Origin of the sequence: Streptomyces sp. SID5469, from assembly GCF_009862865.1 — a bacterium.
In the GTDB taxonomy this organism is placed as follows: Bacteria; Actinomycetota; Actinomycetes; order Streptomycetales; family Streptomycetaceae; genus Streptomyces; species Streptomyces avermitilis.
The window spans coordinates 6043449-6065552 of sequence record NZ_WWIN01000001.1; the positions used below are offsets into that span (position 1 = coordinate 6043449).

The 22104-nt window shown below is 71.4% G+C and carries 14 protein-coding genes and 1 pseudogene; 10 read left to right on the forward strand and 5 right to left on the reverse strand.

Annotated elements, in window-relative coordinates:
- Positions 1-22: 22 nt before the first annotated feature.
- Both GTY58_RS26095 and GTY58_RS26100 read right to left on the reverse strand, forming a co-directional pair.
- Positions 23-796, reverse strand: a complete 774-nt coding sequence (locus GTY58_RS26095) for an SDR family oxidoreductase (protein WP_010986400.1) — start codon at positions 794-796, stop codon at positions 23-25.
- Positions 797-958: 162 nt separating this feature from the next.
- Positions 959-1627 carry an MOSC domain-containing protein gene (locus tag GTY58_RS26100; protein WP_010986401.1) on the reverse strand — a complete coding sequence of 223 codons (669 nt, stop codon included), beginning with the start codon at positions 1625-1627 and terminating at the stop codon, positions 959-961.
- A gap of 80 nt (positions 1628-1707) precedes the next feature.
- Here GTY58_RS26100 and GTY58_RS26105 point away from each other — a divergent pair, with 80 nt between their 5' ends.
- A complete protein-coding gene (locus GTY58_RS26105) occupies positions 1708-2604 on the forward strand; it encodes a LysR family transcriptional regulator (protein WP_010986402.1) in 897 nt (298 codons plus the stop codon).
- Positions 2605-2730: 126 nt separating this feature from the next.
- On the opposite strand, the gene GTY58_RS26110 is transcribed toward GTY58_RS26105, so the two are convergent.
- Positions 2731-3060, reverse strand: coding sequence for a WhiB family transcriptional regulator (locus GTY58_RS26110; RefSeq protein WP_010986403.1), 330 nt, complete (start codon positions 3058-3060; stop codon positions 2731-2733).
- A 389-nt stretch (positions 3061-3449) separates the two neighbouring features.
- Between GTY58_RS26110 and GTY58_RS26115 the strand changes: the two genes are divergently transcribed.
- The 4 genes from GTY58_RS26115 to GTY58_RS26130 all read left to right on the forward strand — a co-directional run bounded on the left by GTY58_RS26115 (position 3450) and on the right by GTY58_RS26130 (position 7987).
- Complete coding sequence (locus tag GTY58_RS26115) at positions 3450-4061, forward strand: response regulator transcription factor (RefSeq protein WP_003948568.1); 612 nt, start codon at positions 3450-3452, stop codon at positions 4059-4061.
- A gap of 298 nt (positions 4062-4359) precedes the next feature.
- The gene (locus GTY58_RS26120) at positions 4360-4935 is read left to right on the forward strand and encodes a sigma-70 family RNA polymerase sigma factor (protein WP_010986404.1); all 576 of its coding nucleotides are present in this window, start codon (positions 4360-4362) and stop codon (positions 4933-4935) included.
- A gap of 280 nt (positions 4936-5215) precedes the next feature.
- Positions 5216-6724 carry an IMP dehydrogenase gene (gene guaB, locus GTY58_RS26125; RefSeq protein WP_010986405.1) on the forward strand — a complete coding sequence of 503 codons (1509 nt, stop codon included), beginning with the start codon at positions 5216-5218 and terminating at the stop codon, positions 6722-6724.
- 138 nt (positions 6725-6862) lie between these two features.
- A complete protein-coding gene (locus GTY58_RS26130) occupies positions 6863-7987 on the forward strand; it encodes a GuaB3 family IMP dehydrogenase-related protein (protein WP_010986406.1) in 1125 nt (374 codons plus the stop codon).
- Positions 7988-8659: 672 nt separating this feature from the next.
- On the opposite strand, the gene GTY58_RS26135 is transcribed toward GTY58_RS26130, so the two are convergent.
- A complete protein-coding gene (locus tag GTY58_RS26135) occupies positions 8660-9868 on the reverse strand; it encodes a nucleotide sugar dehydrogenase (RefSeq protein ID WP_010986407.1) in 1209 nt (402 codons plus the stop codon).
- A 261-nt stretch (positions 9869-10129) separates the two neighbouring features.
- On the opposite strand from GTY58_RS26135, the gene GTY58_RS26140 reads away from it, so the two are divergent.
- Positions 10130-11836: a glycerol-3-phosphate dehydrogenase/oxidase gene (locus GTY58_RS26140; protein ID WP_010986408.1), complete on the forward strand. Its 1707-nt coding sequence runs from the start codon at positions 10130-10132 to the stop codon at positions 11834-11836.
- A gap of 92 nt (positions 11837-11928) precedes the next feature.
- Here GTY58_RS26140 and GTY58_RS26145 read toward each other — a convergent pair whose 3' ends face one another.
- Positions 11929-12990 carry a serine hydrolase domain-containing protein gene (locus GTY58_RS26145; protein WP_010986409.1) on the reverse strand — a complete coding sequence of 354 codons (1062 nt, stop codon included), beginning with the start codon at positions 12988-12990 and terminating at the stop codon, positions 11929-11931.
- A 150-nt stretch (positions 12991-13140) separates the two neighbouring features.
- Here GTY58_RS26145 and GTY58_RS26150 point away from each other — a divergent pair, with 150 nt between their 5' ends.
- The 4 genes and pseudogenes from GTY58_RS26150 (at position 13141) to GTY58_RS26165 (ending at position 22027) form a co-directional block, all read left to right on the forward strand.
- A complete protein-coding gene (locus tag GTY58_RS26150) occupies positions 13141-15321 on the forward strand; it encodes a serine/threonine-protein kinase (protein ID WP_010986410.1) in 2181 nt (726 codons plus the stop codon).
- Between the two features lie 170 nt (positions 15322-15491).
- The gene (locus GTY58_RS26155; protein ID WP_010986411.1) at positions 15492-18173 is read left to right on the forward strand and encodes a protein kinase; all 2682 of its coding nucleotides are present in this window, start codon (positions 15492-15494) and stop codon (positions 18171-18173) included.
- Positions 18174-18498: 325 nt separating this feature from the next.
- Positions 18499-20133, forward strand: coding sequence for a serine/threonine-protein kinase (locus GTY58_RS26160; protein ID WP_037647899.1), 1635 nt, complete (start codon positions 18499-18501; stop codon positions 20131-20133).
- Positions 20134-20353: 220 nt separating this feature from the next.
- Positions 20354-22027, forward strand: a pseudogene (locus GTY58_RS26165) (serine/threonine-protein kinase).
- The last annotated feature ends 77 nt before the right edge of the window (positions 22028-22104 follow it).

The window sequence follows — 22104 nt, forward strand, 5'->3', positions numbered from 1 at the left end:
ACCACAGAGGTGACGCCACCTCTCACTGAGGCCCGTACTTCCGCCCCGTCTTCGAGGAGATCCCGCCCAGCAGCGCCCGCGGGGTCACCTTCACCAGTCCCATCAGCGCCTTGTAGCGCGGGTCCGGAATCGACAGCGACTTGCCCCGGGCCAGATCCGCCAGCGCCGCCGCGACCAGCTTGTCCGCGTCCAGCCACATCCACTTGGGGATGTTGTCCGTGCCCATGCCGGCCCGCTGGTGGAACTCGGTGCGCACAAAGCCGGGGCACAGCGCCATCAGGCGGACGCCGGAGCCGGCCAGGTCCTTCGCCGCGCCCTGGGTGAACTGCACGACCCACGCCTTCGACGCCCCGTAGGTGCCGCGCGGTACGAACGCGGCCACCGAGGCGACGTTCACGACCCCGCCGCGCCCCCGCTCGCGCATCGGCTCCGCCGCCGCGCTCGTCAGCCGCAGCACCGCCTCGCAGTGCACCTTGAGCATCTTCAGCTCGTCGGCCATCGACACGTCGAGGTAGCGGCCCTTGTTGCCGAAGCCCGCGTTGTTGACCAGCAGATCGACCGCGTTCTTGCGGTCGCCCAGCCGGGCGGCCACCGTCTCGATGCCGTCGTCCGTCGCCAGGTCCGCGGTCAGCACCTCCGCCTCGATGCCGTGCCGGTCGTGCAACTCCGTGGCCTGCTCACGCAGTCGCTTGGTGTCACGTGCCACCAGGACGAGGTTGTGCCCGTCCGCCGCCAGCCGCCGCGCGAACGCGGCACCGATTCCCGCGGTCGATCCCGTAATCAGAGCCGTTGTCATGGGCCAAGGTTAGTGACCCGGAGTGCGCCGGTCCGCTCTCCGGGCCCGGCCGTTCGGCAACCGTGACGCGCGGTCGGGTGGCGGGGCGGCCGGGGCTGCCGCCAAGGCCCGTTCGCGGAAGACGAGTTCCACGCCTCGTACGACTCCGCTTCCACCCCTCTTCTACGCCTCGTACTTCTCCACGTACTCCCGGGCCCGCGCGAGTGCCTCCGGATGCAGCGCTTCCGCTGCCGCCAGCAGTCGCGGCAGCAGCTCCCGTTCCGTCGTGACGGCCCGGAACTGGAGCGCCACCGTCACCTCGTGGCCGGGCCGGTGCACGATCTCGACCGGGTCGCCCGCCCGGATCTCACCCGGCTCGACCACCCGCAGATACGCGCCCGGCGCGCCCTTGTGCGTGAACCGCTTGACCCAGCCCCGCTCCCCGAGATGCTCCTGGAAGGTCCGGCACGGAATCCGCCCGGAGGTCACCTCGAGGACCACGTCGGGGCCTATGCGCCAGCGCTCACCGATCCGCGCGCCGGACACGTCGAGCCCCTCGGTGGTGAGGTTCTCGCCGAACACGCCGTTGGGCAGCGCGCGGCCCAGCTCGCGCTCCCAGCCGTCCAGGTCCTCGCGGGCGACCGCGTACACCGCCTGGTGTTCCCCGCCGTGGTGGCGGGTGTCGCACACGGCGTCCCCGGCCACGCCGCTCGCGCCGACCCCCTTGGGCCCGGGCGCCGAGATCCGCACCGGCCCGTCCACCGGGCGCTTGTCGATACCGGTCACGCCCTCCGGCTGGTCCGTGTACTCCACGGCCCGTGCCCGGCCCACGTTCAGCGACAGAAGCATCATGCCCGCACGCTAGGTGACGGGCGGTCAAAGTGTCGACGCGATATTCAGAGGTTGGCCCAAGATGCGCTTATGCTCACAGGGTGATCGAGGCCCGACATCTCCGCGTGCTGCGTGCCGTGGCCGCCACCGGCTCTTTCTCGGCGGCGGGGCGCGAGCTGGGCTGCACCCAGCCCGCCGTCAGCCAGCAGATGAAGGCGCTGGAGTCGTCGGTGGGCACACCGCTGCTGATCCGCACGGGCCGCGAAATGCGCCTGACCCAGGCCGGCGAGGCCCTGGTCCGGCACGCCGCGGGCATCATCGCCGGACTCACGGCGGCCGAGGAAGAGGTCGCCGCCATCGCGGGACTGCGCGCCGGGCGCGTACGTCTCGTCTCGTTCCCCAGCGGCAGTTCGGCGCTCGTCCCGACCGCCCTGGCCGCCCTGCGCGCCGCGCACCCCGGCACCCGGGTCTCCCTGGAGGAGGCCGAACCGCCGCGCTCGGTCGAGATGCTGCGCGAGGGCGACTGCGATGTGGCGCTCGCCTTCCGGTACGAGGGTGCGGCCGGCGCCGAGGAATGGGACGACCTGGTCGTACGCCCCCTGCTCACCGACCGTCTCGTCGGCCTGGTCCCCGAGGGGCACCGGCTGGCCCGGACCGAGTCCGTCGCCATCGCCGACCTCGCCGCGGACCCGTGGATCGCGGGATGCCCGCGCTGCCGCGGTCAGCTCGTCGAGGTGTGCGAGAGCGCCGGCTTCACTCCCCGGATCGACTTCGCGACCGACGACTACCCGGCGGTGGTCGGTCTGGTGAGCGCCGGTCTCGGCGTGGCCGTACTGCCGCAGCTCGCGATCGAGTCCGTACGTCCCAGGGGCGCGCGCACGGTGGCGGTGGAACCGCCGGTGCGGCGGGAGATCGTCGCGCTGACGCTCCCGGATCTGGCCCAGGTGCCCGCGGTGGCGGCGACACTGGACCAGCTGGCAGCGGCCGCAACTCGCTGACCTCCCTCTTCTTCGGGATCAGCGCGCTTCTTCGGGATCCGCGCCCTTCCTTGGGGGACGCCTCGGGAATGCCGCGCACCAAAAATAGGGGCACGCGTGTGCGTACCCGTGTGCAGAAACGTTCCTTCAGTTGTTCGAGGCGGTGTCGCGGCTGTTCGTCGCCGCCGACACCAGCCGGTTCCGCGCCCGCCCCATGAGTTCTTCGCGCTCGTCCTCGGTCAGTCCGCCCCACACGCCGTACGGCTCGCGCACCGCGAGCGCGTGGGCCGCGCACTGCGCGCGCACCGGACATCTCATGCAGACCTCTTTGGCCGAGTTCTCGCGAGCGCTCCGTGCCGCACCGCGCTCACCCTCCGGGTGGAAGAAGAGCGAGCTGTCGACCCCGCGGCAGGCCGCGAGGAGCTGCCAGTCCCAGAGGTCCGCGTTCGGACCGGGAAGGCGAGAGAAATCTGCCATTACGTGTCCCCTTGTCGGCGTTCTGGGCTGCTACCTGCCCACGACCGTACATCTACGATCTAAGGAGATGAAAATATGACTCATTGCGAATCTAGCCCCAGACACCAGCAAACGGGAAGAAAACCGGCTAAATGGGGCACGGGTTGTGATGAAACGTTGAGGGTCCGTCGTGCATGTCTGCACTGTGTCCGCGCCCTCACGTAGAGTGCCGAAGATGGCTCACCGCCCCGTAACTCTTTCGAGTGACCGTCGTTGAGAGTGCGAGGCGGTTGAAGGAACAAGCGCTCGGGCAGGCGGCAGTTTCCGTCGGCGAGTGTCGACCGCACCGGTGACGATTCGTAACCAGCCTGGAGGCTCAAGGTGACGCGCATCAGCTGCGGAGGGCGGCCATGACATCCGTCCTCGTCTGCGACGACTCCCCGCTTGCCCGAGAGGCGCTCCGCCGCGCGGTGGCGACCGTGCCCGGCGTCGAGCGTGTCACGACGGCGGCCAACGGCGAGGAAGTCCTCCGCCGCTGGGGTGCCGACCGTTCGGACCTGATTCTGATGGACGTACGCATGCCCGGTCTGGGCGGTGTCGAGACGGTCCGGCGGCTGCTGTCCGCCGACCCGGGTGCGCGCATCATCATGCTCACCGTCGCCGAGGACCTGGACGGGGTGGCGCTCGCCGTCGCCGCCGGTGCCCGCGGCTATCTACACAAGGACGCCTCGCGCGCCGAACTGCGGGCCACGGTGACGCAGGCGCTCGCCGACCCCACCTGGCGGCTCGCGCCACGCAGACTGCGTTCCGCCGAGATGGGCGCAGCGCCGACGCTCACCGCGCGTGAGATCCAGGTGCTGGAGGGCATGAGTCACGGCCGCTCCAACGCGGAGATCGGCCGTGAGCTGTTCCTCTCCGAGGACACCGTCAAGACGCACGCCCGGCGGCTCTTCAAGAAGCTCGGCGCCTCGGACCGCGCGCACGCCGTGGCGCTCGGTTTCCGGTGGGGCCTGGTCCGTTAGGTGAGCTGTAACGGGGGTGCGGAGATCCCCGCTCACCTCATGGTGGGCGGGGCCGGGCGACGCCGGAGAGGCCCAGGAACACCTTCGGAGCCGTTTGGCAAAGAGGCCCGCCGGGTGCCCGCTGCTCGTTTCGCCGCGGATGCCGCATCCTTGAGGTGTGGAGTTCCTTGGGGACAAGTCGGTCGAGCGGGAGGGGAGGGCGCAGGAGATGAGTTCCGGCGCACCTGCTCATAACGCTTCGGTGCACAACTATGGACGCGGTGCCACGGAGCGGTCGACGCCGAGGCACCATGGACCGATGCGTGACGACGAGACGACGGTGATCGGTGCGCTCGTTCATCGCGCGGTCGACGGCGACGAGCAGGCCACACACGACCTGCTCGCCCGCGTTCACCCATTGGCATTGCGCTACTGCCGCGCCCGTCTGTCCCGGCTTCCGGGCGACGCGCGGCACTTCCAGGAGGACCTGGCGCAGGAGGTGTGCGTCGCGGTGCTCCTGGCGCTGCCGCGCTACAAGGACACCGGCCGCCCGTTCGAGGCGTTCGTCTTCGCCATCGCCGCGCACAAGGTGGCCGACCTTCAGCGCGCCGCGATGCGCCACCCGGGTTCGACGGCCGTGCCGTCCGACGAGATGCCCGAGCGGCCGGACGACTCCCTGGGCCCGGAGGAGCGGGCCCTGCTGAGCAGCGACGCCGAATGGGCCAAGAAACTGCTGGCCAACCTCCCCGAGAACCAGCGCGAGCTGCTCCTGCTGAGGATCGCGGTGGGCCTCACGGCCGAGGAGACGGGCCAGATGTTGGGAATGTCACCCGGTGCGGTCCGGGTCGCGCAGCACAGGGCACTGAGCCGACTGCGTGCGCTGGCCGAGCAGTAGTCGGCCGAGCGGCAGCCGGGTCTCAGGGAGCTGCGCTTCTCGCCGGGGCGGCGCTGCGCCCGTCCCCCACAACGGCGAGCAGTGAGGCGGTGTGGACCGGCGGCGGCGAGCCGTCCCCGTCCGGGCTCGGCGCTTCCCCGCGCGCCGGGGTGAACGGGGGCGCCACCCATCCCGTACGAACCTACGAAGCCGCAGAGCAGTCCAAACCGTGGAATGAGAGAGCCGTGCTTCCCGTTAGCATGGACATCCGCACCGATCAAGGCCATTTGGGGAAGGTGTCATGACTGCCAACGTCGACGGAGTGCCCGCCAAATTCGCGACACTCGGGCTGACCTACGACGACGTGCTGCTGCTGCCGGGCGCGTCGGACATGGCGCCCGACCAGATCGACACCGCTTCGCACGTCTCCAAGAACGTGCGGGTGAACATCCCGCTTCTGTCCGCCGCCATGGACAAGGTCACCGAGGCCCGCATGGCGATCGCGATGGCCCGCCAGGGCGGCGTCGGCGTCCTGCACCGCAACCTGTCCATCGAGGACCAGGCCAACCAGGTCGACCTGGTGAAGCGCTCCGAGTCCGGCATGGTCACCGACCCCATCACCGTGCACCCGGACGCCACGCTCGCCGAGGCCGACGCGATCTGCGCCAAGTTCCGCATCAGCGGCGTCCCGGTCACCGACGGCAACGGCAAGCTGCTCGGCATCGTGACCAACCGCGACATGGCCTTCGAGACGGACCGCTCGCGCCAGGTCCGCGAGGTCATGACGCCGATGCCCCTGGTCACCGGCAAGGTCGGCATCTCCGGCAACGACGCGATGCAGCTGCTGCGCCGCCACAAGATCGAGAAGCTTCCGCTGGTCGACGACGCCGGCATCCTCAAGGGCCTCATCACCGTCAAGGACTTCACCAAGGCGGAGAAGTACCCGAACGCCGCGAAGGACGCCGAGGGGCGCCTGCTCGTCGGTGCGGCCGTCGGTGTGGCCGGTGACGCCTTCGAGCGCGCCCAGGCCCTCATCGAGGCGGGTGTCGACTTCATCGTCGTCGACACCGCGCACGGCCACTCCCGACTGGTCGGCGACATGGTCGCCAAGATCAAGTCCAACTCCGGCGGCGTCGACGTCATCGGCGGCAACATCGCCACCCGCGACGGCGCCCAGGCGCTCATCGACTCCGGTGTCGACGGCATCAAGGTGGGCGTCGGCCCCGGCTCCATCTGTACGACCCGGGTGGTCGCCGGTATCGGCGTACCCCAGGTGACGGCCATCTACGAGGCGTCGCTCGCCGCCAAGGAGGCCGGCGTCCCGGTCATCGGCGACGGTGGCCTCCAGTACTCCGGCGACATCGCGAAGGCCCTGGTCGCGGGCGCCGACACGGTGATGCTCGGTTCGCTGCTCGCGGGCTGCGAGGAGTCGCCGGGCGAGCTGCTGTTCATCAACGGCAAGCAGTTCAAGTCGTACCGCGGCATGGGCTCCCTGGGCGCCATGCAGTCCCGTGGTGAGCAGCGCTCCTTCTCCAAGGACCGCTACTTCCAGGAGGGCGTCGCCTCCGACGAGAAGCTCGTGCCCGAGGGCATCGAGGGCCAGGTGCCCTACCGCGGCCCGCTGTCCGCGGTCGTCCACCAGCTGGTCGGCGGTCTGCGTCAGTCGATGTTCTACGTAGGCGGCCGCACCGTGCCCGAGCTCCAGGACAACGGCCGGTTCGTACGCATCACGTCGGCGGGTCTCAAGGAGAGCCACCCGCACGACATCCAGATGACGGTCGAGGCGCCGAACTACAGCCGTAGCAAGTAGTACTCAGGTAGCAGTTCACGGTATCCACGCACGCGTGAAGCACGGACGAGGGCGGTCCCGGAAGGTTCCGGGGCCGCCCTCGTCGTGGGCGTCGGGGATACTGGGAGGCGCAGAAGCGAAGAGGGAAAGGCCTAAGACGTGACTGAGATCGAGATCGGGCGGGGCAAGCGCGGCCGCCGGGCATACGCCTTCGACGACATCGCCGTCGTCCCCAGCCGCCGTACCCGGGACCCGAAGGAGGTCTCGATCGCCTGGCAGATCGACGCCTACCGCTTCGAGCTGCCCTTCCTGGCCGCTCCCATGGACTCGGTGGTCTCCCCGGCCACGGCGATCCGCATCGGTGAGCTGGGCGGCCTGGGCGTGCTCAACCTCGAAGGCCTGTGGACGCGGTACGAGGACCCGCAGCCGCTGCTGGACGAGATCGCGGAGCTGGACGCGGACACCGCGACCCGCCGCCTCCAGGAGATCTACGCGGCTCCCATCAAGGAGGAGCTGATCGGGCAGCGCATCAAGGAGGTGCGCGACTCGGGCGTGGTCACCGCGGCGGCCCTGTCCCCGCAGCGCACGGCGCAGTTCTCCAAGGCGGTCGTCGACGCGGGCGTGGACATCTTCGTCATCCGCGGTACGACGGTGTCGGCCGAGCACGTCTCGGGTGCCGCCGAGCCGCTGAACCTGAAGCAGTTCATCTACGAGCTCGACGTCCCGGTGATCGTCGGCGGCTGCGCCACGTACACCGCGGCCCTGCACCTGATGCGCACGGGCGCGGCCGGTGTGCTGGTCGGCTTCGGCGGCGGCGCCGCGCACACCACGCGCAACGTGCTGGGCATCCAGGTCCCGATGGCCACGGCGGTCGCCGACGTCGCCGCTGCCCGCCGCGACTACATGGACGAGTCCGGCGGCCGGTACGTGCACGTGATCGCGGACGGCGGCGTCGGCTGGTCCGGCGATCTGCCCAAGGCCATCGCCTGTGGCGCCGACTCGGTGATGATGGGCTCGCCGCTCGCGCGCGCCACGGACGCGCCGGGCAGGGGCCACCACTGGGGCATGGAGGCTGTCAACGAGGAGCTGCCGCGCGGCAAGAAGGTCGACCTCGGCACCGTCGGCACCATCGAGGAGATCCTCACCGGGCCCTCGCACATCCCGGACGGCTCCATGAACATCTTCGGCGCCCTGCGCCGCGCCATGGCCACCACCGGCTACAGCGAGCTCAAGGAGTTCCAGCGCGTCGAGGTGACGGTGGCGGACGCGCAGCACAAGCGGTGACGCCGCGCTCGGCCTGAGAAACGATCGGCCTGAGAAACGAAGGGGGCCTTCACCCTAGATGGGTGAAGGCCCCCTTCGCATGCCCAAGGGCGCAGATGGGGCGCGTTGTGCGGCCGGGGGGCGCAGGGTTGCCTTCGAGGCGAAAGCGGGCCGATCGGCGGGGGTGTGAGCGATAGCGTCCGGGTCGGCGCCCCAGGTTTCTGGAGCGCCCCCTTCCAAGGACACGGTTCCGGACCCCGGCCCTCGGGGCCCGGCCCGATTTCCGACGGACCGTCCACCGGGCTACTGGGCGGTGTCGTGGAAGGGGGCGCCCATGGGACGTCATCGCAAGCCCACCCGCTGGGACCGGATCCGTCTGTGGACGGTGAAGTGCCGGAGGAGGTGGATCTTGCGGATTTTCGGATGGTGAGCGGCCACCCCTATAGAACCTAGGGGTGGACACTCCGTTCACCATTCAGGAGCCTGCCGCGGTAGCCGCCGCGGTGGGCTCCACCTGATCTTCGGCTGGTGAGCGGCCACCCCTACAAAACCTAGGGGTGGACACTCCGTTCACCATTCAGGAGCCTGCCGCAGTACCCCCTGCGGTGGGCTCCACCTGCTTTCTTACGGTACCGACGGCGAGCGCCGGACGCCACCAGCCCCCGCAGCCCGGGCCGCCCCGGGCGCCCCCCTTCACAACCGGTGCGCCGCCCCCGTCGGAGTGGCCCCCCGCGTGTCCAGCAGCAGCTGCGCCTTCACGGACAGGCCCTGGAGGTCGTACGTGCGGTGCTGCTGGAGCAGGATCGTGAGGTCTGCGTCTGCCGCCGCCTCGTAGAGGGAGTCGGCGCGCGGGATCGGGCGGTCGAGGACGCTCCAGGCAGGGACGTGCGGGTCGTGGTAGCTGACGGACGCGCCGAGTTCCATCAGACGCAGCGCGATCTCGTGGGCGGGAGAGCCCTGCTGGTCGGCGAGGTCCTGCTTGTAGGTGACGCCGAGCAACAGCACGCGCGCGCCGCGGGCCGATTTCCCGTGCTCGTTGAGGAGGGTCGCCGCGCGCTGGATGACGTACTGGGGCATGTGGTTGTTGACCTGTTGCGCCAGTTCGACCATCCGGAGGGTGCGCCCCGAGTGGCCGGTCAGGTCCTGGGGGACCGCGTGGCCGCCGACACCGGGGCCCGGGCGGAAGGCCTGGAAGCCGAACGGCTTGGTCTCGGCGCAGCGGATGACGTCCCACAGGTCGACGCCCAAGTCGTTGCAGAGGACAGCCATTTCGTTGACCAGGGCGATGTTGACGTGCCGGTAGTTGGTCTCCAGGAGCTGCACGGTCTCCGCCTCGCGGGGTCCACGCGCGCGTACCACCTTGTCGGTGAGGCGGCCGTAGAACGCGGCGGCCGACTCGGTGCACGCGGGGGTCAGACCCCCGATCACCTTGGGGGTGTTGGCGGAGCCGAAGTCACGGTTTCCCGGATCCACGCGGCTCGGTGAGTACGCGAGGTGGAAGTCACGGCCGGCCCGGAGTCCGGAACCCTCTTCGAGGAGCGGACGGAGGAATTCCTCGGTCGTCCCCGGGTGTACGGGCGATTCCAGGATCACGGTGGTGTGCGGGCGCAACCGGGCCGCGAGGGTGCGGGCGGCGGCCTCCACCTGGCTCAGCTCGAGCGCGCCGGCGGCGCCGCGCGGGGTCGGTGCGCAGATGACGGCGGTGCGTACCCGGCCGAGCTCGGCCGGGTTGGTCGTCGTCCGGAAGCCCCCCGAGAGCATCCGGCGCAGTTCGGCGGCGGTGAGGGAACCCCCCTCGGGGCCGGTCTTGTACCCGACCGTGGGGATACCGGCCGCGACGGCGGCCTGGGCCAGGGGCAGGCCGAGATGACCGAGTCCGATGACGGCGAGATCTGCGGGCATTGCGTGGGCCGTCCTTCCCAGTAGCCGAAGCGGGACAGTCGCGCAAGCCCTGTGGACAGAACGAGCGAGCGCAATGTCAGACTAGGAGTAAATATGACCGATTTGCGGGATTGGTTGGGCGAGTTTCCGTGAGTGTTGTCCACAGGCTGCGGGCGGGTGGTGGCCGAAGACGGGCAACACGGTCAGAATTTGGGCAGGGGGGATGCGAGCCGGGCCTCGCCTTACGGGTGTGGCCGGCGCGACGAACTGCGGGAGGCAGCTGTGAGGACAGCGACACTGGGGCCGGCGGAGCGCGCCGAGTCACTGGCGGGAATGGCCGAGCGCGAGCTGGACGTGCTGGTCGTGGGCGGCGGCGTGGTCGGCGCGGGTACCGCGCTGGACGCCGTGACACGCGGCCTGTCCACAGGCATCGTCGAGGCACGGGACTGGGCGTCCGGCACATCCAGCAGGTCCAGCAAGCTGATACACGGCGGCCTGCGCTATCTGGAGATGCTCGACTTCGCCCTTGTGCGCGAGGCACTCAAGGAGCGCGGGCTGCTCCTGGAGCGGCTGGCGCCGCACCTCGTGAAGCCCGTCCCGTTCCTCTACCCCTTGCAGCACAAGGGCTGGGAGCGGCTGTACGCGGGCGCCGGGGTCGCGCTGTACGACGCCATGTCGATGGCGCCCGGACACGGCCGCGGACTGCCCACGCACCGCCATCTGACCCGCAGCCACGCCCTGCGCGTCGCGCCGGCCCTGAAGAAGGAGGCGCTGGTCGGCGCGCTCCAGTACTACGACGCCCAGATGGACGACGCCCGCTATGTGGCGATGCTGGTGCGCACGGCGGCGGCGTACGGCGCGAAGGCGGCGAACCGCGCGCGCGTGACCGACTTCCTGCGCGAGGGCGAGCGCGTTGTCGGTGCCAGGGTGCAGGACGTGGAAGGCGGCGGGGAGTACGAGATCCATGCCCGGCAGGTCGTCAACGCCACGGGGGTGTGGACCGATGACACCCAGGCGATGGTCGGGGAGCGGGGGCAGTTCCACGTACGGGCGTCCAAGGGCATACATCTGGTCGTGCCGAAGGACCGGATCCACTCCACGACCGGTCTGATCCTGCGGACCGAGAAGTCCGTGCTGTTCGTGATCCCGTGGGGGCGCCACTGGATCGTCGGCACCACCGACACCCCCTGGGACCTCGACAAGGCACACCCGGCCGCCTCCAGCGCGGACATCGACTACCTGCTCGAACACGTGAACTCAGTGCTGTCGGTGCCCCTTTCGCGCGACGACGTCCAGGGCGTGTACGCGGGTCTGCGGCCGCTGCTCGCCGGAGAGTCGGACGCCACCAGCAAGCTGTCGCGCGAGCACACCGTGGCCCATCCGGTGCCGGGGCTGGTGGTCGTCGCGGGCGGCAAGTACACGACGTACCGGGTCATGGCCAAGGACGCGGTCGACGAGGCGGTGCACGGCCTCGACCAGCGCGTCGCCGACTGCGTCACCGAGGACATTCCGCTGATCGGCGCCGAGGGGTACCGGGCGCTGTGGAACGCGCGAGCGCGGATCGCGGCCCGCACCGGGCTCCATGTGGTGCGCGTGGAGCACCTGCTGAACCGTTACGGCTCGCTCGCGGAGGAACTGCTCGACCTGGTGGCGGCCGATCCCTCGCTGGGCGCGCCGCTCCAGGCCGCCGACGACTATCTGCGGGCGGAAATCGTCTATGCCGCCTCGCACGAGGGCGCGCGGCACCTGGACGACGTACTGACCCGGCGCACCCGCATCTCGATCGAGACGTTCGACCGCGGCACACGCAGCGCCCGCGAGGCCGCCGAACTGATGGCGCCGGTCCTCGGCTGGGACAAGGACCAGATCGAGCGCGAGATCGAGCACTACGAGAAGCGGGTCGAGGCGGAGCGGGAGTCGCAGCGCCAGCCGGACGACCTGACGGCGGACGCGGCGCGGCTGGGGGCGCCGGACATCGTGCCGCGGTGATCCGGCTGCCCTTCGGTGTCCGCCCCGTCCCCTCCTGAACATCACTCGAACGGGTGTAAGAGGCTGGGATCTCTGCTCGAAACCCGTCCGTTCTACGAGGTGCGGGGGCAGAACTCGGCGGCGAGCACCGCGGGTTCGAGGCCCGGTTCTGAGACCCCGTCCGTGTTCACCCGGAAGGTGAGGACACGACGGCCGTCGACGGTGGCTGCGGTGCGCACGTAGCTGCCGGAGATCCGGCCGTTGTGCCCCCACACCGTGGTGCCGCACGGCAGCTTCACGGGATAGAGGCCCATGCCGTACGAGCCGTGTGCGGTACGGGTGTCGAGCATCTCGCGCAGCCCATGCGCGGGAAGCAGTTCGCCGCCCAGCAGCGCCGCGTAGAAGCGGTCCAGGTCGGCGAGGGTGGTCACGAGCTCGCCCGCCGCGCCGGCCACGCGCGGGTCGAGTTCGGTGACGTCGGTTCCGTCGGCGGCGTACGCGCGGCCGTGCGGATCGGGAAGAGCGGTGCGGGCGCCGGGGAACGAGGTGCCCGTCAGACGGAGGGGAGTCACGATGCGGCGCTCGGCCTCGACGGCGTACGAGTGGCCGGTGACCTGCTGGACGACCATGCCGAGCAGGACGTAGTTGGTGTTGGAGTAGGCGAAGCGGCCGCGGTCGGCCGGGGGGTGGGTGAGAGCGATGCGAACGGCCTGAAGCGGAGTCACGGGGACGGTGCCTGCGGTGTCCGCGGTGAAGTCGGCCAGACCGCTGGTGTGGGTGAGCAGGGCGCGCAGCGTCACGGCCCGGCCGTCGTGTCCCGCGCCGCGCACCAGGCCGGGCAGGTGATCCTCCACGGAGTCCGACAGGGACAGCCGGTGTTCGGCGGCCAGTTGCAGCACGACCGTCGCGATGAAGGTCTTGGTGATGCTGCCGGCGCGGAAATGGTCGGCCCGGTCGATTCCCCGGCCGGCGCGGGCGAAGCGGATGCCGGACTCCTCGCGGGCCAGCAGGGCGGCAGCGGGAGCCCCGCCTCGAGTGACGAGCAGGGGGAGGAGGGCGTCCGTGGCCGGAGTCGTGGGAGCCTGAAAGCCGCCCGGGGCGAAACCGAGGAGGGCCAGGGACACGGGTATGGCCAGCAGTGTCCGAGGTGTCCGGGCTGTCCGGGGCTTCGGCATCGGCGGTCCCTCCGTGTAGCGGCCCATCATGCGGCACGTTCGGACACGGGCGGCGGGCGGTCCCCCCGCGTAGAACCACCCTGGGCGTCGGGCGGTCCTCGCGTGGGTGACAATGGAGGCTCTGTCAGGGCGGGTTGCATGAGGGGACGCATGTCGGAGGCGGAGCGGGCGGGAGCATCCCGTCAGGACAAGAGCGGACGTCTCCTCGCCGGGCGGTACCGGCTGGGAGACGTACTCGGCCGCGGCGGCATGGGCACGGTGTGGCGGGCCGAGGACGAGACCCTGGGCCGTACGGTCGCCGTGAAGGAGCTGCGGTTCCCGACGAGCATCGACGAGGACGAGAAGCGGCGGCTGATCACGCGCACGTTGCGGGAGGCCAAGGCGATCGCCCGGATCCGCAACAACAGTGCGGTGACGGTCTTCGACGTGGTCGACGAGGACAACCGGCCGTGGATCGTGATGGAGCTCGTCGAGGGCAAGTCGCTCGCCGAGGCCATCCGTGAGGACGGGCTGCTCGAGCCGAAGCGGGCTGCCGAGGTCGGGCTCGCGATCCTCGACGTACTGCGGGCCGCGCACCGCGAGGGCATTCTGCACCGTGACGTGAAGCCGTCGAACGTGCTGATCGCCGAGGACGGCCGGGTCGTGCTCACCGACTTCGGTATCGCACAGGTCGAGGGCGACCCGTCGATCACCTCGACCGGCATGCTCGTCGGCGCGCCCTCGTACATCTCGCCGGAGCGGGCGCGCGGGCACAAGCCGGGACCGGCGGCGGACCTGTGGTCGCTGGGCGGACTGCTGTACGCGTCGGTCGAGGGTGTGCCGCCGTACGACAAGGGTTCCGCGATCGCGACGCTGACCGCGGTGATGACCGAGCCGCTGGAGGAGCCGAAGAACGCGGGTCCGCTGAGGAGCGTCATCTACGGGCTGCTCGCCAAGGACCCCGAGCAGCGGCTCGACGACGCGGGCGCCCGGGCGATGCTCAACGAGGTGCTCCACGCGCCCCAGCCCAAGGAGCCGGAGCCGGTGGACGCGACGCGGGTCGTGGCGTTGCCGCCGGTGCCGGAGGAGGGCACGGGCAAGGGAAGTTCGGGCGGTTCCGGAGCCAAGCGGGGCGAGGAGGCCGCGGATCGGTTCCGCGGTGCGCTGCGCTCGGTCCGCAAGGCGGCGGGGGCGGCCACGGCTTCGGCCGCGGCACGCGCCAAGTCCGGCGGTACGGACGTCTCCGGGGGGACCGGGGCCGCGGGTGCCGGTACGTCTTCCGCGGGCTCCTCGGCGAGCGCAAGCGCGCCTGCCCCCGGTAAGCCGGGAGCCGCCGCGGTCGGTAAGCCCAACCCGTCCTCGGCCGGTAAGCCCGGCTCCTCCGCCGCGGCGACGCCGGCGGGCACGGGGAGCGGCGTCGGCCAGGGGACGGCCGTGGGGGGCGGTGGGCGCGAAAGTGCTGTCGTCGGGTCGAACTCCGGTCCGGTGAAACCCAGTTCGGGATGGCCCGTCGTGCCGGAGCCGGACCGGCCCCCCCGGTCCGTGCCCAGGGCGCCGCTCACCGACGTGGTGCCGCGGCGGACGCTGGTGATCGTCGCGGTGGTCGTGGTGCTGGCCGTGCTCGGAGTCGTGCTCGCCCTCACCCTCGGTGGCGACGACGGCAGTTCGAAGGACAACAAGGGCAGCAGCGACACCAAGGCCGCGGCATCCAGCGGGACGTCCAGCGGGACGACCGCGGGCAGCAGCGGCACGCCCAAGGCCGGCGGCAGCGGCAGCGGCAGCGGCGGTACGCACACGGACAGCGGCAGCAAGGACAACACCGGGACCGGGTCGGACGAGCAGGAGACGGACGACAGTTCGTCCGCCGGGACGGCCAGCGGGTCCGGAGGTTCGGACGACTCCGGCAGCGGGTCGGGCGACAGCTCCGTGAAGACGTACAAGAGCAGTCAGGGGTTCTCGATCGGGCTGCCGAAGGGCTGGAAGTACCAGTCCACGGGAGCCGCGGGGGCCCGTTTCACCGGTCCTGACGGGCAGAAGCTGCTCGTCGGCTGGACGACCACGCCCAAGGACGACCCGGTCGCCGACTGGAAGAACCAAGAGCAGTACATGGTGCGCTCGCAGTACAAGCGGATCCGCATAGAGCAGGTGGACTACCGCGGCTGGAACACGGCCGACTGGGAGTTCACCTACACGGAGGGCGGCACGAAGTACCGGTCGATAGACCGCGGATTCGTCGTCAACGCGCATCAGGGATACGCGCTGATGTACACCGCGAAGGCGTCGGAATGGGACAGCGATCTGCGCAAGGACACATGGCAAACGCTTGCCAAGACGTTCCAGCCGAAGTCGTGACGTACCGCGCACCGAGGTGACGTTCCGCCACGCGTGAGGGTGGTGAGATGTTGAATCCCCACATTGTGGCTTGCCTCCGGCACGTATCGTGAGTAGTTGCGGACCGTACGCATCCAGAACGGGACGCAAGGCGAACGGAACTGACCGACCGGGCGGCCGGGGGAGGCATCGTGGACGAATATGCGGGACGGGTACTCGCCGACCGTTACCGTCTGCCACTGCCGCCGTCCGACGAGTACGAACTCGCCGAGACCCGGGCCTTCGACACCTACAGCGGGCAGGAAGTCCTCGTACGGCAGGTGCCGTTGCCCGAGGTCGTCGAGGCGGAGGTGCTCGACGCCGACGGGCTGCCCGCGGGGTTCGTGGCGCGCGACGGCGGGACGCGGCGCGCCTCCGCGCGTACGGCCACGCGCCGGCCCGCCGAACCGGCCGTGCGGCGCGCGATCGAGGCCGCGCAGGCCGCCGCCCAGATACCCGACCACCCCCGGCTCGACCAGGTCTTCGACGTGTTCGCCGAGGGCGGGTCGCTGTGGATAGTGAGTGAGTTGGTGGCCGCCCGGCCGCTGGCGGCGCTGCTCGCGGACAAACCGCTGAGTCCCTACCGGGCGGCCGAGGTCGCCTCCGATGTCCTCATGGCGCTGCGGGTGCTGCATGCGCACGGCTGGGTGCACCGGAACATCACGGTGCGCACGGTGCTCGTCTGCGACGACGGCCGCGTGATGCTGACGGGCCTGGCGGCCGGGGCGGCGGAAGAGGCGTTGTGCGGGTACGACCCCGTGCCGGTCCGGGACTTCGAGCCGCGCGGGGACGACGGAGGCGACGGCACCGGTGGCAACGGCCGTGGTGCGGTGCGCGGCGCGGCGGCGGGCGGCACGCCAGGCATCGGGTCCGGCCCCGGCGCCGGCTCCGGCCGCCCCGGCATCGGCGCGGGCTCCGGTGGTCCGGTGGGCGCGGCCGGAGGTGCCGTCGGCGCGGCGGCCGGGGGCATGTCGGTCGCGGAGGCGGAAGCCGCGCGACGGGCCGCGATCGAGGCGCGGGCGGGCGGTGTGGGCCCGGTGGCGGGAACGCCCGGCGGCGAAGTACCCGCCCGAGGAGCGCGCGCCCTCGAAGGCGGCGGTGACGCGCGTGCGCAGCGGGCCGGGGCGATCGCCGCGTATCGCGCCGGGGCGCGGGCCGCGGCGCGGGTCCAGGAGGCACAGCGGGGCGGGCGGGCGGCGTTGCCCGCACCCCGGCCCGCCGACGCCGAAGGTCGGGCACCGCAGTCCCCCGGACACGGCGTGGAGCACCTCCCCGGTGCGCTGCCGGGGCAGATCGCCGACCCGTACGGCGTGGCCCGGACGAACTCCTGGCCCGGTGGGTTTCCGGGCGACGTCGGCGGAGCGAACGTCGGCGGTGCGTACGGAACCCCGGGCAACGGCAGCGGCACGTACGAGAACGGCAGCGTCCCGCACGCTCCCGCCGACGCGCCCGTCTCCACGCCCACTCCCGCCGACGCGGTGCCTCCCACCCACTGGGACCACCTGGTCTCCGGCTCGTCCGCCCCCTCCGGCCCGTCCGCCGCCTCCGTGCCCCGCCGGGGCCCCACCACCGCGCTCGCCGCCGAGCGGGCGCGACAGGCGCGGATGGCCGTCATCGGGCCCGTCACCGAGCGGTGGGCACCCGAGCAGGCCGGGCCCGTGCACGAGAACTGGCAGCTGGCGGCGCCGATCGGGCCCGCGACCGATCTGTGGGCGCTCGGCGCACTGCTGTTCAGGGCCGTGCAGGGGCATGCGCCGTATCCCGAGGAGAACACGGCCGAGCTGGTGCAGTTGGTGTGCGCCGAGCCGCCCGCGTTCGCCGAGGAGTGCGGGCCGCTGCGGCCCGTCGTGGAGTCCTTGCTGCGTCAGGACCCGACCGAACGGCTCGACTTCGAGGAGGTGCGCGGCTGGCTGCGCTCGCTCGTGCGGTCCGCCCCCGAGCCGGAGGCGGGCGCGCACGTCGTGGCGGCGCCCCCCGTCGACCCCCGTCGGCTGCCGATCGTACGGCGCCGCGGCGAGCTCGTCCGCAGGCGTCGCGCCAGGCTGCCCGCGACCACCCCGCACGCCCGTCACAAGCGCGCCAAGGACGGCCGCCCGCCCAGGCCGAAGAGGCTCGGCCGGAACCTGGTCCTGCTGATACTGCTCGTTCTCGCCGCGGCGGTCGCGTACGCGATGGTGTTCATGCCGAAGGCCTCACCGAACAGCGACAGCGGCAGTCGTTCGGACGGCGACCGGACCGGTGCCGCCGGCGGTGTCAGCCCCGCGCCCGAGCAGTCGGGCGGCGGCAGCGAGCCGCGGCCCGACCAGACTTCCCCGGGTTCGGGCAAGAGCCCCTCCGGGTCCTCGGGTTCGACGCGGGAACAGACCACCGACCCCGACGTCGCCCAGGGCTTCACCCTGCGCAAGGACCCCGAGGGCTTCCGCGTCGCGGTCGCCACCGGCTGGGACCGCGCGCCGAAGAACGGGCGCGGCCGGATCGTCTACTCCCACGGCGACTTCGAGCTCATCGTCGTACCCGGGCGGGACAGCACGGCCGACCACGGCAGCGATCCGCTGACGTACCAGCGCGAGACGGAGAGCGAGTTACAGCCGTTCCGCGACTCGACCTGGGCCACGTCCAGCGGTATGCGGCGTATCGACGTCGGCGGGCGGACCATGGCCGAGGGGCAGTTCACCTGGACCGACGGTCAGGGACGCGAGTTGTTCGTACGCAATCTCGCGATCGTCGTCGGCGGGCGCTACCACGTGGTGCAGTTACGCGGCCCGGAGGCCGAACGCGACGAGGTGACCCGGCTGTACGAGCAGGCGTCGCGGACGTATCAAGTCACCGGCTGATCCGGCTGATCCGGCTGATCGGCTGATCTGGCCGGATCCAGCGCGTCCCGCCGGATCCAGCGAATCCCGCCGGATCCAGCGAATCCCGCCGGATCCGGCGGATCCAGCGAATCCGCGAGTCCAAGTCCGAGTGAATGCGGCTGAATTCGGCTGATCCACGACGTTCGCGCGGGCGGAACGCGCTGAATGCCTGATGGTTCCCTCCCGTACAAGGAAGGGAGAACCGTCACAGTGCGGTCTCCGTACGACCGCGCCGGTTTCCAGTGCGGGGGGCTGCTCTTTAGTCTGACCTCTGTCAAGACCATTGCGGGGAAACGTGAATCAGATGCAGGGCCTGCTCCTCGCGGGCCGCTACCGGCTCGTCGACTCGATCGGCAGCGGTGGCATGGGCCGGGTGTGGCGCGCCCACGACGAGGTGCTGCACCGCGCGGTCGCGGTCAAGGAGCTGACCGCCGCGTTGTACGTCTCGGAGAGCGACCGGCCCAGGCTGCTCGCCCGGACCAACGCCGAGGCGCGGGCGGCCGCGCGGATCAACCACTCGGCCGTCGTCACGGTTCACGACGTCCTGGAGCACGACAACCGGCCGTGGATCGTGATGGAGCTGGTCGAGGGCGGCTCGCTGGCCGACGCGGTCAAGGAGCGGGGACGGGTGGAGCCCGTCGAGGCGGCCCGGATCGGACTGTGGGTGCTGCGCGGACTGCGGGCCGCGCACTCCGCCGGCGTACTGCACCGCGACGTGAAGCCCGGCAACGTACTCCTCGCCACCGACGGGCGCGTGCTGCTCACGGACTTCGGGATCGCGCAGGTCGAGGGCGACACGACCATCACGCGTACCGGGGAGATCGTCGGGTCCGTCGACTATCTGGCGCCCGAGCGGGTGCGCGGCCACGACCCCGGGCCCTCCTCCGACCTGTGGGCACTGGGGGCGACGCTGTACGCGGCGGTGGAGGGGAAGTCGCCGTTCCGGCGGACCTCGCCACTGTCGACCATGCAGGCGGTGGTGGGCGAGGAGCCCGGCGCGCCGCAGTACGCCGGTGCCCTTGCTCCCGTCATCACCGCCCTGCTGCGCAAGGAACCCGCCGAGCGCCCCGGTTCCGACGAGGCGGAGCAGATGCTCGCCGAGGCCGCGGAGGGGCGGCGGCCGCGGGCGGCGCAGGCATATGTGGGGACGCTCCATGGGGAGTTGAGACAGGGGAACACCACCACCCATGTGCCGCGGCCCCAGGGGGCGCAGGGGGTGGACCCGGCCGACGCCACCCCGCGCGAGCCGGTCACGGGCTCCGCGTTCGCGACCGCCTCGGCCGCGCCCGCCGTGCCCCGGAAACGGCGCCGAGGCCGTACGGCCGTCATCGCCCTCGTGCTCGCCGCACTCGTCGGCGGTGGCGGCGCGGCGGCGATGAAATACGCGGACGACTGGAACAAGGGCACGGGCCAGGACAAGGGCAGCGCCGCGGCGAGTACGCACCCGGAGACCACCGCCGGTGCCGTCCCCGACAACTGGGTTCCGGTGACCGACCCCGTGGGCTTCGGCCTGTCCCTGCCCAAGGGCTGGAAGCGGCAGGTCTACGGCATCCAGGGCGACCTCAAGCAGATCGACTACACGCCCGACCGCGGCAAGCACTTCATCCGCATCGCCATCGACGACTCCCCGGACTTCAGCGACCCGTACCAGCACCAGATCGACCTGGAGCAGCAGCTCCAGCGGCTGGTCGACTACAAGCGGGTGGGCATGGAGGTCAACACGTACCGTGACCGCAGGGGTTCCCTCTGGGAGTACACGTGGACGGCGCTGGCCAAGGACATAGAGTTTCCCGGACCGCGCCGCGCCATCGAGGAGACCTACGTCTCCCGGGACGGGGTCGAGTACGCGATCTACATGTCCTCGCCCGCGGAGGACTGGGCGACCACACGCAAGCAGTTCACGACCGTGCTCCAGAGCTGGCGGCCGAAGAGCGCCTGACGGGCGGTCCGCCGCCGGACGCACGGGCGCTGTCGCCGTACGCACGGGCGCGGCCGCCGGACATACGGGCTCGGCCGCCGGACACACGGGCTCGCACGGGGCGCATGAGGCGCACGGGGCGCACATGGCGCACTGACGAAACGCACCGGTCACGTCGTTTGTCGGCCACTCACCCGTCGCTACCCGGAGGGCTTTCGTCCGGTGCGGCATGATGGGGCGCATGGGGACCGAGGGGGAGAACGTCCGCGTCATCGCGGGCCGTTACCGGCTGGATGCCAGGATCGGCCGGGGCGGCATGGGCGTCGTATGGCGCGCGACCGACCAGCTGCTCGGCCGGCAGGTGGCGGTCAAGGAACTCGCCTTCGACACCTCGCTCTCCGATGAGGAGGCCCGGCTACAGCGCGAGCGCACCCTGCGCGAGGCCCGCGCGGTCGCCCAGTTGAGCCACCCGAACATCATCGTCGTCCATGACGTCGTCGTGGACGACGAACGCCCCTACATCGTGATGGAGCTGATCGGCGGAGGCTCGCTCGCCGACCGGATCTCGGCGGACGGCCCGGTCGACGCGCGCGAGGCGGCACGCATCGGCATCGACCTGCTGGGCGCGCTGGGGCGGGCGCACGGCGCGGGGGTCCTGCACCGCGACCTCAAGCCCGCCAACGTCCTTCTGGAGGCCGACAGCGACCGGGTCGTCCTCACCGACTTCGGCATCGCCCAGGTCGCGGGTGCCACGACGCTCACCGAGAGCGGGTCGTTCGTCGGGTCGCCTGAGTACACCGCGCCCGAGCGGATGTCCGGCGTCAGGACAGGGCCGGAATCCGACCTGTGGTCCCTCGGCGCGCTGCTGTGCACCGTCCTGAGCGGTGAATCGCCCTTCCGCCGCGACTCGTTGGGCGGCATCCTGCACGCGGTGGTCGTCGACGACATCCGGCCGCCGGCCCAGGCCGAACCGATCCTTCCGGTCGTACGAGGGCTGCTGGAGCGCGATCCGGACCGGCGTCTGGACGCGGCGGAGGCGGCCCGGCTGCTGCGGGAGTTTCTGGACACGGGCCGTACGCCACGGGTGCCGACGGGGGCCGGGTACACGCCGACACAGCGGGACGTGCCGCGCGCGCAGGCACTGCACGCCGACGCGCCGCCACGGCAGGAGCCGGAGGCCACGCCCACGGCGGCCACGGCGGCGCAAGCCGCCCGGCACTCCAGGCGCGGGGTGCTGATCGCGGCCGCGCTGGTCGCGGCGATGGCCGGGGCGGGCGTGTCGGCCGCCGCGCTGCTGATGCACAAGGGCGTGGACGGCGGCGGTCCCGGGCCCACGAGTTCGCGGCCGCGGACCTCGGTGAGCACCGGCCCCTCGCGGTCCGCCTAGTCCTCGGCCGGGCGGCCGTCGTCGACGCCGACCCCCGCGCCCACCGTGACCGCGACGCGTTCGTCGGACACGGCTGGCGCCCACAATGCGCCCTCAGGATACGGGCTGACCCATGACACCAACGGGTACTCGCTCGCGGTGCCCGAGGGATTCACCCGGGTACCCCAGGGGGAGCGGATCTTCTACATGTCCCCGGGGCAGATCTTCCGCATCGGCATCAGGACGGCGGACCCGGCGGTGGGCGGACCGCTCGCGGTGATGCGGCACGCGGACACCAAGGGGCCGTCCACGAACCCCGGCTACCGCGACGGCCGGGTCACCGAGACCACGCACGGCGACCACCCGGCCGCGCTCTGGGAGTTCACCTGGAACGGCTTCAGCACGGCGGAGGGGCCGCGGCACACGTACGACCTGTGCTGGGAGGAGGGCGGCCGGATGTACGACGTGTGGGTGTCGGCGCCGGTCGGCAAGGTGCGAGAGGCGAAGGAGTACTTCGACGTCGCGGTGGACACGTTCGCAGTTTCGTAATTCCGCAATGCGGGATATGCGGGCCATAAAGGGCGCTCCGCGTCACGAGTCTGTGACTGGAAACGGACGCGGCTGGC

Coding starts and splice junctions, on each gene's coding strand:
- GTY58_RS26135 (WP_010986407.1), bottom strand. CDS start 9,868: ATGCCCGCAGATCTCGCCGTCATCGGACTCGGTCATCTCGGCCTGCCC.
- GTY58_RS26100 (WP_010986401.1), bottom strand. CDS start 1,627: ATGATGCTTCTGTCGCTGAACGTGGGCCGGGCACGGGCCGTGGAGTAC.
- GTY58_RS26145 (WP_010986409.1), bottom strand. CDS start 12,990: ATGCCGAAGCCCCGGACAGCCCGGACACCTCGGACACTGCTGGCCATA.
- guaB (WP_010986405.1), top strand. CDS start 5,216: ATGACTGCCAACGTCGACGGAGTGCCCGCCAAATTCGCGACACTCGGG.
- GTY58_RS26110 (WP_010986403.1), bottom strand. CDS start 3,060: ATGGCAGATTTCTCTCGCCTTCCCGGTCCGAACGCGGACCTCTGGGAC.
- GTY58_RS26120 (WP_010986404.1), top strand. CDS start 4,360: ATGCGTGACGACGAGACGACGGTGATCGGTGCGCTCGTTCATCGCGCG.
- GTY58_RS26095 (WP_010986400.1), bottom strand. CDS start 796: ATGACAACGGCTCTGATTACGGGATCGACCGCGGGAATCGGTGCCGCG.
- GTY58_RS26160 (WP_037647899.1), top strand. CDS start 18,499: ATGCAGGGCCTGCTCCTCGCGGGCCGCTACCGGCTCGTCGACTCGATC.
- GTY58_RS26150 (WP_010986410.1), top strand. CDS start 13,141: ATGTCGGAGGCGGAGCGGGCGGGAGCATCCCGTCAGGACAAGAGCGGA.
- GTY58_RS26115 (WP_003948568.1), top strand. CDS start 3,450: ATGACATCCGTCCTCGTCTGCGACGACTCCCCGCTTGCCCGAGAGGCG.